Genomic DNA, 12,100 nt, shown 5'->3' on the forward strand with positions numbered 1-12,100 from the left:
CCGACGCCGCTGGGGCTAGGGGGTGGCGGCCGGGCAGAACTCGGCGTCGAGCAGCGAGAGTTCGAGGGAGGGGCTGATGGAGAGGTCCGTGTTGATACGGAAAACAGCGGTGCGGCGGCCGTCGGCGGTGGCCGCCGCCCGGACCACGCTGCCGGATATATGCCCGTTGTGGCCCCAGACGGTGAGGCCGCAGGAGAGCCGCCGCGGGTAGACGCCGAGGCCGTAGACGCCGTGGGTGGCAGCGGTGTCGAGCAGTTCGCGCCGCTGGGGCGCGGGCAGCAGGGCGCCGCCGAGCAGGGCCGCGTAGAAGCGGCTCAGATCGGCGAGCGTGGATATGAGTTCCCCGGCGGCTCCGGCCGGGCGCGGGTCGAGGGCGGTGACGTCCTGGCCGTCGGGGGAGTATGCGCGGCTGTGCGGGGTGGGGAGTGTGGTGCGGGCACCCGGGAAGGAGGTGCCGGTGAGACGGAGGGGGGTGATGATGCGGCGTTCGGCCTCGTCGGCGTACGGATGGCCGGTGACCTGCTGAACGACCATACCGAGGACGACGTAGTTGGTGTTGGAGTAGGCGTAGGCGCCGAGCGGCCCGGGGGAGTGGGTGAGCGCGGTGTGAACGGCTTGTGAGGGGGTGAGTGGAACCGGGGCGGTGCTGTCGGCCGTGTAGGGGAACAGACCGCTGGTGTGGGAGAGCAAGGAGCGCAGGGTGAGGTGGCGGCCGTCGTTTCCATGGCCGCGTATCAGGCCCGGCAGATGCTGTTCCACCGTGTCGTCGAGGCGCAGCCTGCCCTCGGCGGCGAGCTGGAGCACCACTGTCGCGACGAAGGACTTGGTGACGCTGCCCGCCCGGAAGCGGTCGTCGCGGCCGAGCCCGGATCCGGCCGTTCCGAAACGGGAGTGGTGGCCGTCGGCGGTGAGCAGGGCGGCGGCCGGGGCACCCGTGTCGGTGACCAGCCGTGCGAGCTCCGTGGCCTGTGCGTCTTTCAGGCCGGTGCGGTCCGGCTCGGCCGGCAGGGCCGGTGTGCCCAGGCCGCAGAGCACCACGGCCAGGGGTATGGCGAGCAGTGTCCGGAGTGTCGGCATGGCGGTGGTCCCCCTTCCGGAGCCATCTTGGCGGACGGCGGACCCGGGACAATCATTGGTCCCGACGTGAGAGACAATGGACGCTCTGCCAGGGCGGGTGCCGCTCCCCCGGGGGCCAACCCCCGGACCCCCGGCAGCAGAAGCAGGTCGAAGCGGTGAACCGGGCCGCCTCACGAGGCAAGTTGCGGGGAGCCGTCGGCCGGGACGCGGTCGGTGCGGGAGCGGATCAGGGATCGCAGAGGGGACGCATGTCGGAGGCGGAGCAGTCGCGGGAGCCCCAGCGGGACGGGCGGAAGGAGTCCGGCGGGAAAGCCGAGGGCCGACTCCTGGCCGAGCGGTACCGGCTCGGGGATGTGCTCGGCCGTGGAGGCATGGGCACGGTCTGGCGTGCCGTCGACGAGACGCTGGGCCGTACCGTCGCCGTCAAGGAGCTGCGCTTTCCCAGCAGCATCGACGAGGACGAGAAGCGCCGGCTGATCACGCGCACCCTGCGTGAGGCCAAGGCGATCGCCCGGATCCGCAACACCAGCGCGGTGACGGTCTACGACGTCGTGGACGAGGACGACCGGCCGTGGATCGTCATGGAGCTCGTCGAGGGCAAGTCGCTCGCCGAAGCGGTGCGCGAGGACGGGGTGCTGACGCCGCGCCGGGCCGCCGAGGTCGGGCTCGCCATCCTCGACGTGCTGCGCTCCGCGCACCGCGAGGGCATCCTGCACCGCGATGTGAAGCCGTCCAACGTGCTGATCGCCGAGGACGGCCGGGTCGTGCTCACCGACTTCGGTATCGCCCAGGTCGAGGGCGACCCCTCCATCACCTCGACGGGCATGCTCGTCGGCGCCCCCTCGTACATCTCGCCGGAGCGCGCCCGCGGCCACAAGCCCGGCCCGGCCGCCGACCTGTGGTCGCTGGGCGGCCTGCTCTATGCGTGCGTGGAGGGCGTCCCGCCGTACGACAAGGGCTCCGCCATCGCGACGCTGACCGCGGTGATGACCGAGCCGGTGGACCCGCCGACGAACGCGGGGCCGTTCCTGGAGAAGGTCATCTACGGCCTGCTCGCCAAGGACCCCGAGCAGCGGCTCGACAACGAGGCGGCGCGCGCGCTGCTCACCGAGGTGCTGCACGCCCCGGAGCAGCCCGTGCGGGCACCGGAGCCGGTGTCGTCCGAGGTGACCCGGGTCGTGGCGCTGCCCCCCGTGCCCGGCGAGCCCAAGGGCGAGGCGGGCGCCGCCAAGGCGAAGGAGGTGGCCGACGCGGCCGCCGACCGGATGCGCGGCGCCTTCAAGTCCGTGCGGAACGCGGCGGTGGCCGCGCAGACCACGGCCAAGGAGAAGGCGAAGGACAAGGCGAAGGACAAGGCGGCCGCCAGGCCGGTCGCCTCCGGGTCGGCGCCCGTCGCGCCGCCGGCGCCGTCCGGCCCGCCCGCGACGGTGCGGGCCCCGCTCACCGATGTCGTCCCGCGCCGGACACTGGTGATCATCGCGGTCGTCGCGGCGCTGGCCGTGCTCGGGACGGTGCTCGCGGTCGCGTTCAGCGGCGGCGGTGACGACAAGGGCAAGGGCGGCAAGGGCGACAACAAGGCGTCGAGCGGTGCCACCGCGGGCGGCGACGCCGGCGGCAAGGGCAAGACCGGCGGCACCCAGGGCACCGGCCAGGGGAACGGCCAGCAGCAGGGCCAGACTCAGACCCAGGGGCAGACCCAGGGCCAGAACGGCGGCAAGACGCCCTCGTCCCCCCAGACCCCCGGGTCCGGTGGCGACGGCAACGGCAACGGCAATGGCAACGGGGCGGGCGCCGGGCTGCCCAGCGGGTACGCGATGGTCACCGACGCCGACTTCCACTTCTCGATGGCCATGCCCGCCGGGTTCCGGCGCATCGCCATAGCCGGGGACAACTCCGGCGGTATATACGCGGTGGGCGGCGGCTTCCCGCGCGTCCAGGTCGACTTCAACAAGAAGCCGAGCGACGACGCCAAGCGGGCCTGGCTGGAGCTGTCCGGTGCGGTCGCCGGGAGCAGCAGCAACTACCATCTGCTCGGGGTCCAGAAGGTCGACTACAAGGGGTACCCGACAGTCGCCGACTGGCAGTTCGAGCGGGATCAGAGCGGCGAGCGGGTACGGATACTCAACCGCGGCTTCAAGGTCGACGCGTCGCACGGCTACGCGATCATGATCACCTGCAAGACGGCCGAGTGGGACAGTGACGCGTGTGTGACGCTGCGCAAGACGGCGTTCGACACGTTCAGCCCCAAGGACTGAGCAGGCCACGTATCGTGAGAGCTCGCGGACCGTACGCAGTCACAATGGGCCGGTAAACGACCGGAATTGAGCGGGTTCGGGGGAACAGCGCGCTGTGGGGAGGCGTCGTGGACGACTACGCGGGTCGGGTGCTCGCCGACCGCTATCGGCTGCCGCTGCCCTCCTCCGACGAGTACGAGCCCGTGGAGACCCGGGCCTTCGACACCTACAGCGGCCAGGAAGTCCTGGTGCGGCAGGTGCCGCTGCCGGAGGTCGTGGACGCGGAGGTACAGGGCGCGGACGGGCGGTACGGGGACGGGTACCGCGCCGGAGCGGCGCGGCGGCCCGCCGATCCCGCCCTGCGGCGTGCGATCGAGGCGGCCCAGGCGGCCGCGCAGATCCCCGACCACCCCCGGCTCGACCAGGTCTTCGACGTCTTCGCGGAGGACGGCTCGCTGTGGATCGTCAGCGAGCTGGTCATGGCCCGGCCGCTGGCCGCGCTCCTCGCCGAGCAGCCGATGGCGCCGTACCGGGCGGCGGAGGTCGCCTCCGACGTGCTGACCGCGCTGCGCGTGCTGCACGCGCACGGCTGGACGCACCGCAACATCACCGAGCGCACGGTGTTGATATGCGATGACGGCCGCGTGATGCTGACCGGTCTGGCGGTCGGCGCGGCGGAGGAGGCGCTGTGCGGCTATGTGGTGGTGCCGCCGCCACTCGGTGAGGAGGGCGACGACTTCGGCGTCCCGGGGGCGGCCGACGCCGCCGGGGCCGCGTGGTCCGATGCCGCCGAGGCCGCGTGGTCCGATGCCCAGGGCTCCCCGTACTCCCAGGGCTCCCCGTACTCCGAGAGCTCTCAGGGCGCCCTGGAATCCCAGGACTCCTCGTACCCGCAGGACGCCCAGGACTCCCGGAGCTCCCAGGACGCCCGCAACTCCCAGGACTCCCAGAGCTCCTGGAACTCACCTGACTCCCAGGACGCCCCGGGCTCCCCGGACTTCGGTGGTCCGGACGCTCCCGGTGGCTCCTACGGCGGTCCGGCCGCCCAGGCTGCCCCCGTGCCGCACCCCGCCTCCCTGCCCTCCACCAGGGCGCCCGCGCTGCCTGCGGGGTGGTCCCCCGCGGGGCCGGGCGGGGACGAGCAGGGTGGCACCGCTTCCCCTCGCTCATCGTTCCTGTGGCCATCATGCCGCACGGGGCCGCGCCCGCCCGGTCGATTCCGTCTCGTGACCTCGCACCCCGCTCCGGCGCGGCCCCGTGCGGCATGATGGCCACAGGAACGATGAGCGAGGGGAAGCGGTGCCCGCACCAGCCAGTGATCCGCGTGGTGGCGCGGCCGATGACCGTCTCATCGCCGGGCGTTACCGGCCGACGGCCCGACTCGGCCGCGGTGGCATGGGTACCGTCTGGCGCGCCACCGACCAGCTCCTGAACCGCCAGGTCGCCGTCAAGGAGCTGCACCCCGACGGCGGCGCCCCGGCCACCGCGGCGCTGCGCGAGGCGCGCGCCGTGGCGCAGTTCAAGCACCCGCACGTCATCGTCGTCCACGACGTCGTCGAGCAGGACGGGCGCTCGTACATCGTGATGGAGCTGGTCGAGGGCGGCTCGCTCGCCGACCGGCTGCGCGGCAGCGGTCCGGTCGACGCCCCCGAGGCGGCCCGGATCGGCATCGCGCTGCTTGGGGCGCTGAGCACCGCACACCGCCAGGGCGTCCTCCACCGCGACCTCAAGCCCGCCAACGTCCTCCTGGAGGAGGGCACCGGCCGGGTCGTGCTCACCGACTTCGGCATCGCCCAGCTGCCCGGGTCCACCACGATCAGCGAGGACGGGGCGTTCGTCGGCTCGCCCGAGTACACCTCGCCGGAGCGGATGCAGGGCGCCGCCGCCGGGCCGGAGTCCGATCTGTGGTCCCTGGGCGCGCTCCTGTGCGCCGCGCTGAGCGGCGAATCCCCCTTCCACCGCGACTCGTTGGGCGGTGTGCTGCACGCGGTGGTCACCGACGAGATCCGGCCGCCCCAGGCGGCCGAGCCGCTGCTGCCGGTCGTGCGCGGACTGCTGGAGCGCGACCCCGGGCGCAGGCTCGCCGCCGACGAGGCGCACGAGCTGCTGCGCGCGTACGTGTCGACCGGCTCCACTCCCGTGGCGCCCAGGCACTACACGCCGACCGAGCGGGTCGCCGTGACCAAGCCGGCGGGCAGGCCCCGGACCAGGGCCGCGCTGATCGCGGCCGGCCTGGTCGTCGTCCTCGGCGGCGCGGGCGCGGCCACCGCGGTGCTGCTGAGCGGCGGTGACGAGGGCGGTGGACGGGCCCAGGCGGCGGCGGGCGGCCCCAGCACGGCCACGGTCACCGCGTCCTCCCCGGCCGAACCGGGCCCGCCAGGACCCACCGTGACGGTCACCCGCTCCTCGGCCACCCGCTCCGGCGAGCCGACCCCGACCCCGGTCGGCACGGCCCCCGCCGGGTACCGCCACCTCCGCGACCCGGACGGCTTCAGCCTCACGGTCCCGGCGGGCTTCGTCCGTACCACCGACGACAGACGGGTCTTCTACGTGTCGCCGGACGGGGCCTTCCGGCTGGGCATCCGGCTGCAGCAGTCCGTCTCCGGCGGCCCGCTCGGCGTGATGAGCAACGCCCACGCCAACGGGCCCTCCACCAACCGCGGCTACCGGAACGGCAAGGTCGTCGCCACCACCCACCAGGGCCATGAGGCGGCGCTGTGGGAGTTCAGCTGGAGCGGCTTCAGCGCGGCCGAGGGCCCCCGGCACACCTACGACGAGTGCTGGGACGAGAACGGCACGATGTACGACGTGTGGGTCTCGGCGCCGGTCGCGCGGCTGGACGAGGCCAAGCGGCACTTCGACACCGCGCTCGACTCCTTCACCCCGGCGGCCTGAACCGTTCCCCTCCGCCCGTTACCGGGTCACGGCTCCGTATCCCCTCGGCCCCCTCGGTTGGTCTCCGCCGGGGTGGTTCGACAGGATGTGTGCATGACGAACGATGGGGGACGGGCGAACGAGCCCACCAGTTACGGCCTGCGGCCACCGCAGTCCGTGCCGCGGCAGCCGGAGCCCGGGCAGCCGGCCGTGCCGCCGCAGTACGAGCCGACGCAGGAGGTCACCGGCGGGGAGAGGGAGTCCGCGTCGGGCGCGGGCCGGGTGCTCGGCGGCCGCTACCGGCTCGTCGACCGCCTCGGCCACGGTGGGATGGGCACGGTCTGGCGGGCCCACGACGAGGTGGTGGACCGCGAGGTGGCGGTCAAGGAGCCCCGCGTGCCGGACCACTTGAGCGAGCGCGAGCGCGCCACCGTCCATCTGCGGATGCAGCGTGAGGCGCGGGCCGCCGCCCGGATAGACCACCCCTGTGTGGTCACCATGCACGACGTGGTCGTCGAGGACGACAAGCCGTGGATCGTCATGGAGCTGGTGCGCGGCCACTCGCTCGCCGACCGGCTCCAGGAGGGCACCCTCGACGTCCGCGAGGCCGCCCGGATCGGGCTCTCGGTGCTCGGCGCGCTCTCCGCCGCGCACGAGGCGGGCGTTCTGCACCGCGATGTGAAGCCCGCCAACGTCCTGCTCGGACGCGGCGACCGGGTCGTGCTCACCGACTTCGGCATAGCCCAGGTCGAGGGCGAGCAGGGCCTCACCGAGACCGGCGCCTTCGTCGGCTCGCCCGAGTACATCGCCCCGGAGCGGGTGCTCGGCCAGCGGCCGGGCCCGGAGTCCGACCTCTGGTCGCTCGGCGTGGTGCTGTACGCGGCGGTCGAGGGCGTGTCCCCGTACCGGCGCAGCAACACCCCCGCCACCCTCCAGGCGGTCCTCTCCGCCGAGCCGCAGATCCCGGCCAGGGGCTCGGGCGCCTTCGGCACGCTGGTGATGCAGCTGCTGCGCAAGGACCCGGCGGCGCGGCCGGGACCGGCCGAGATCCGCCAGACCCTGGAGTCGGTCGCCCACCCGGCGCCCGCCTCGCCGGCCGCGACCCGGCTGCTCGCGGACGCGGGGGCGGGCGCGGCCGAAGGGCTGCGCGCCTGGGTGCCTCCGGTGCTGGCCCGCAGCCGGCGCGCCCGGTACGGCCTGGGCGGCGCGGCGGTGGCGGTGGCGGCGGCGCTGGTGCTGGTGCTCGTCCAGCCCTTCCACAGCGAGGGACTCCCCTCCGGCTGGCAGGTCCGGCCGGAGAACGAGGTGCTCAACGCGGATGTGGCGGTGCCCGGCGACTACCGGCGGGTGCAGTCCGACAAGACGGACGCGCTCTGGTACTACGACCCCAGCGGGATCTTCGAGATCGACTTCTGGCGTACCGACACCGACAGCGACAGCGACAAGGACGCGATCGGGGACTCGGCCGCCGCCTGGGAGGCGCACTACAGGGAAGGCGGTGACCAGAAGACGGAGATGAGGGACGCCGAGGTGGAGTCCAGTGCCGTCAAGTTCCAGGGCAAGGACGCCACCGAGCTGGTCACCGACTACACCCCGTACAGCACCTCGTCGAGCGTCGTCGACCCGTACCGCTTCACGTACTACGAGCTGCTCGTCCCCGGGAAGGGCTCGGTCTACTGGAGGATGCGGGTCAAGGCACCCGCCGACGGGCAGGCCGCGAAGGACGGTGAAAAGCTGTTCGAGCATGTGCGTGACGGGCTGAAGATCCGTGACCTGTAGAGGAACAACGCGCTGATCAGCGCTTATGTCGCCAGTGGTCGCTGGCGCGGTGGTGAGGGTTCCGAAAAGTGTTACCGGCGGGTACCCAAACCGCCGTGCCCGGCATACGCTCGCCCCATGACGGACTCGCAGGCCACGCCCACCAGCACCCGTACGAACCCGGTCGCCGCCGCCCCGTCGGGCGCCCGCACCGCGGCCGATGTGGTCACCCCGGAGGTGGTCGCCAAGCTCACCCGGGGAGTGGCCGGCTCCGGCCGTACGGCCAACCACACGCCGTTCACCGGCGACAAGCTGGCGGACCTGCCCGAGTCCACGCCCGACGACGTCGCCGGGGCCTTCGCGCGGGCCCGCGCCGCCCAGCCCGCCTGGGCCGCGACCCCGGCCCGGCAGCGCGCCGCCGTCCTGCTGCGCTTCCACGACCTGGTCCTGGCCCGCCAGGCCGAGGTCCTCGACCTCATCCAGCTGGAGACCGGCAAGGCCCGCCTCCACGCGCACGAGGAGGTCCAGGCGGTCGCCGTGGCCGCGCGCCACTACGGCCGCAAGGCGCCCGCGTATCTGCGCCCGAGGCGCCACACCGGTGTCGTGCCGACCCTCACCAAGGTCACCGAACTGCGCCAGCCGCGCGGGGTGGTGGGGCAGATCGCGCCCTGGAACTACCCGTTCGAGCTGTCCGTCGGTGACGCGCTGCCCGCCTTCGTCTCCGGCAACGCCGTGGTGATGAAGCCCGACACCGAGACCGCGCTCACCGCACTGTGGGCCCGTGACCTGCTGATCGAGGCCGGGCTTCCGGCCGAGGTGTTCCAGGTGGTCCTCGGCGAGGGCCCGGTCGTCGGCCCCGAGGTCGTCAAGCACGCCGACTACGTCTCCTTCACCGGCTCGACCCGCACCGGCCGCGAGGTCGCCCAGGGGGCCGCGGCCCGACTGGTCGGCGTCTCGCTGGAGTTGGGCGGCAAGAACGCGATGCTGGTGCTGCGCGACGCCGACGTGGAGAAGGCGGCCGCGGGCGCGGTCCGCGCCTGCTTCTCCTCGGCGGGCCAGCTCTGCATCTCCATCGAGCGGCTGTACGTCCACGAGTCGGTCGCGGACGCCTTCGTGGAGCGCTTCGCCGCCCGTACCAAGGCGATGCGGCTCGGCAACTCCCTCGCGTACGGGGCCGACATGGGCTCGCTGGTCGGCGAGCGCCAGCTGGAGACCGTGACCCGGCACGTCGAGGAGGCCGTCGCCAAGGGCGCCCGGCTGGTCGCGGGCGGCGTCGCCCGCCCCGACATCGGCCCGCTCTTCTACGAGCCGACGATCCTGGACGGCGTCGAGGCCCCGATGGCCGTCTGCACCGAGGAGACCTTCGGCCCGGTCGTCTCGGTCTACCGGTTCACGGACGAGGACGAGGTGATCGAGACCGCCAACGCGACCCCGTACGGCCTCAACTCCTCGGTCTGGACGAAGGACTCCAGGCGCGGCCACGAGGTCGCCGCCCGGCTGCGCACCGGCACGGTCAACATCAACGAGGGGTACGCCCCGGCGTACGGCAGCGTCCAGTCCCCGATGGGCGGCATGAAGGACTCCGGCCTCGGCCGCCGCCACGGCTCCGAGGGCATCCTCAAGTACACCGAGGCCCAGACCGTCGCCCAGCAGCGGATCCTGCCGCTCGCCCCGTCCTTCGGGATGGACGACGAGAAGTACGCCGCGTTCATGAGCCGCAGCCTGAAGGCGATGAAGGCCCTGCGCCTGCGCTGACCCCGACCGTCCCCGTTCCGCCCCGCCCTTTCTGTTTCGTACGAGGAGAGCCGATGCCCCAGGAGACGCGCGCCCGGAACCAGGAACGCCGGCCGGACGAGGAAGGGGCGTACGACTACGACGTCCTGGTCGTCGGCTCCGGCTTCGGCGGCTCGGTGACGGCCCTGCGCCTGACCGAGAAGGGCTACCGGGTGGGCGTCCTGGAGGCGGGCCGCCGCTTCACGCCCGCCACCCTGCCGAAGAACTCCTGGGACATCAGGAACTACCTGTGGGCGCCGAAGCTGGGGATGTACGGGATCCAGCGCATCCATCTGCTCGGCAACGTGATGGTGCTCGCGGGCGCGGGCGTCGGCGGCGGGTCGCTGAACTACGCCAACACCCTCTACGTACCGCCGAAGCAGTTCTTCGACGACCCGCAGTGGAAGGGCATCACCGACTGGCAGGAGGAGCTGACCCCGTACTACGAGCAGGCCAAGCGCATGCTCGGGGTCCGACTCAACCCGACCATGACCCCCTCCGACGTCCATCTCAAGGCGGCCGCGCAGCGGATGGGGGTGGGCGACACCTTCCACATGGCGCCGGTGGGCGTGTTCTTCGGAGACGGGGACGACGCGGACGGCACCGCCAAGGCGAAACCGGGGGAGTCGGTCGCCGACCCGTACTTCGGCGGGGCGGGCCCGGCCCGCAAGGCCTGCACCGAGTGCGGCGAGTGCATGACGGGCTGCCGGCACGGCGCGAAGAACACCCTCAACGAGAACTACCTCTACCTCGCCGAGAAGGCGGGCGCGGTCGTGCACCCGATGACCACGGTCGTCTCGGTCACCGACGACTCGCAGGGCGGGTACGCGATCGCCACGCTGCCCACCGACAACCGCAGGAAGGACGCGGGCCGCCTCTTCACGGCGCGGCGCGTGGTGATCGCGGCGGGCACGTACGGCACCCAGACCCTGCTGCACCGGATGCGCTCGGGCGGCCAGCTCCCGTATCTCTCCAAGCGGCTGGGCGAGCTGACCCGCACCAACTCCGAGGCGCTGGTCGGGGCGCAGACCGACAACCGCCGCTACCGCAAGGCGCACGGGACCGCCAAGGCCGACTTCACGCGCGGGGTCGCCATCACGTCCTCGGTGCACCCGGACGAGAACACCCACATCGAGCCGGTCCGCTACGGCCGGGGCTCCAACGCGATGGGCGGCATGTCCATCCTCCAGGTCCCGTACGCGGAGGGCTCCTCGCTCGCGCTCGGCTGGCTGGCGAACGCGGTGAAGCACCCGACGCTGCTCGCCCGCTCGCTGAGCAACCGCCGCTGGTCGGAGCGGACCATCATCGGCCTCGTCATGCAGTCCCTGGACAACTCGCTGACGACGTATCTCAAGCCGGACGGCGTCGGCAAGGGCCTGCTCACCGCCCGCCAGGGCCACGGCGCGCCCAACCCCAAGCAGATCAGGGCGGCCTCGGAGGCGGCCACCGCGCTCGCCGCCGAGATCAACGGCTTCGCCGGCTCGAACGTCGGGGAGCTGATGGGCACCCCGCTGACCGCGCACTTCCTGGGCGGCTGCCCCATCGGGGCATCGGCCGACGAGGGCGTGATCGACCCGTACCACCGCCTCTACGGACACCCCGGCATCTCGGTGGTCGACGGCGCCGCCGTCTCGGCGAACCTGGGCGTCAACCCGTCCCTGACGATCACGGCGCAGGCCGAGCGGGCGATGTCACTGTGGCCGAACAAGGGCGAGGCCGACCCGCGCCCGGCCCAGGGCGAGACGTACGTACGGGTCGCGGCCGTGGCGCCGAAGGCTCCGGCGGTCCCGGCGGACGCGTTCGGCGCGCTGCGGCTGCCGTTCCTGGGGATGCCGACGGTCCCGCCGAAGGCGGACCCGTCCTCGGCCGACTCGCCTTCATAGGCCGACTTCGGCCAAACAGAGAAACGAGGAGCGCTGCACCCCCCTCCGAGTGCAGCGCTCCCCGCTCGTCCGTGGGCCGCTCGCCGAACAGGCGGGGCCGTTGGTTCCGCATGATTGACCTGCCAATCCTGTCAATGGTTGTCCCAGGACTCACAGAATTCTTATGTGCTCCCTGTCACACCGGTGGCGCGGGACCGTTCGAATCGCGCCAAAAGCGGAGGACGGAGCAACCGGTCGAAGGGGCTTGGACCGGAACAACGCGAAGGGCCCCGCATCGGGCCATCCGTCCTGGGGATGGCCCGCGGGGCCCTTGGCCGTCAGCACCGACGTCAGGGCAGCGTCGGTGCTGCGGGAGGCGGCGCCGGGGGGTAGCGCCGCTGGTGGACGAGCGCCGGGTGGCCGACCCGGCGTGCGGGGGGCGCACGGGTGGTATCGACCACTGGCAGTCGCTCTGCGCAGTGATGGGGGGACTTGTCTCTGCATCGTGAGGGATGGGCTGCG

At 72.8% G+C, this 12,100-nt stretch carries 7 protein-coding genes; 6 read left to right on the forward strand and 1 reads right to left on the reverse strand.

What is annotated here, in order from left to right:
• Positions 1 to 15 precede the first annotated feature (15 nt).
• On the reverse strand, positions 16 to 1,077 hold the full coding sequence (locus A8W25_RS19750; protein ID WP_067163249.1) for a serine hydrolase domain-containing protein: 1,062 nt from the start codon (positions 1,075 to 1,077) through the stop codon (positions 16 to 18).
• A 248-nt stretch (positions 1,078 to 1,325) separates the two neighbouring features.
• Between A8W25_RS19750 and A8W25_RS19755 the strand changes: the two genes are divergently transcribed.
• The 6 genes from A8W25_RS19755 to A8W25_RS19780 all read left to right on the forward strand — a co-directional run bounded on the left by A8W25_RS19755 (position 1,326) and on the right by A8W25_RS19780 (position 11,599).
• Entirely contained in the window at positions 1,326 to 3,332 is a 2,007-nt protein-coding gene (locus tag A8W25_RS19755; RefSeq protein ID WP_067163251.1) for a serine/threonine-protein kinase, read from the forward strand.
• 107 nt (positions 3,333 to 3,439) lie between these two features.
• Positions 3,440 to 4,579 carry a protein kinase domain-containing protein gene (locus A8W25_RS35775; protein ID WP_067163253.1) on the forward strand — a complete coding sequence of 380 codons (1,140 nt, stop codon included), beginning with the start codon at positions 3,440 to 3,442 and terminating at the stop codon, positions 4,577 to 4,579.
• A gap of 127 nt (positions 4,580 to 4,706) precedes the next feature.
• Entirely contained in the window at positions 4,707 to 6,206 is a 1,500-nt protein-coding gene (locus A8W25_RS19765; RefSeq protein ID WP_079126184.1) for a serine/threonine-protein kinase, read from the forward strand.
• Between the two features lie 93 nt (positions 6,207 to 6,299).
• Positions 6,300 to 7,964, forward strand: a complete 1,665-nt coding sequence (locus tag A8W25_RS19770) for a serine/threonine-protein kinase (protein WP_067163257.1) — start codon at positions 6,300 to 6,302, stop codon at positions 7,962 to 7,964.
• Positions 7,965 to 8,081: 117 nt separating this feature from the next.
• On the forward strand, positions 8,082 to 9,698 hold the full coding sequence (locus A8W25_RS19775) for a succinic semialdehyde dehydrogenase (RefSeq protein ID WP_067163258.1): 1,617 nt from the start codon (positions 8,082 to 8,084) through the stop codon (positions 9,696 to 9,698).
• A 53-nt stretch (positions 9,699 to 9,751) separates the two neighbouring features.
• Entirely contained in the window at positions 9,752 to 11,599 is a 1,848-nt protein-coding gene (locus A8W25_RS19780; RefSeq protein WP_067163260.1) for a GMC oxidoreductase, read from the forward strand.
• The last annotated feature ends 501 nt before the right edge of the window (positions 11,600 to 12,100 follow it).

The sequence above is a fragment of the Streptomyces sp. ERV7 genome, from assembly GCF_001653515.1.
Lineage (GTDB): Bacteria > Actinomycetota > Actinomycetes > Streptomycetales > Streptomycetaceae > Streptomyces.

What these genes read in the sequence shown, in the direction of transcription:
- A8W25_RS19780 (WP_067163260.1), top strand. Translation starts at nt 9,752, where the DNA reads ATGCCCCAGGAGACGCGCGCCCGGAACCAGGAACGCCGGCCGGACGAG.
- A8W25_RS19775 (WP_067163258.1), top strand. Translation starts at nt 8,082, where the DNA reads ATGACGGACTCGCAGGCCACGCCCACCAGCACCCGTACGAACCCGGTC.
- A8W25_RS19765 (WP_079126184.1), top strand. Translation starts at nt 4,707, where the DNA reads ATGGGTACCGTCTGGCGCGCCACCGACCAGCTCCTGAACCGCCAGGTC.
- A8W25_RS19770 (WP_067163257.1), top strand. Translation starts at nt 6,300, where the DNA reads ATGACGAACGATGGGGGACGGGCGAACGAGCCCACCAGTTACGGCCTG.
- A8W25_RS19755 (WP_067163251.1), top strand. Translation starts at nt 1,326, where the DNA reads ATGTCGGAGGCGGAGCAGTCGCGGGAGCCCCAGCGGGACGGGCGGAAG.
- A8W25_RS19750 (WP_067163249.1), bottom strand. Translation starts at nt 1,077, where the DNA reads ATGCCGACACTCCGGACACTGCTCGCCATACCCCTGGCCGTGGTGCTC.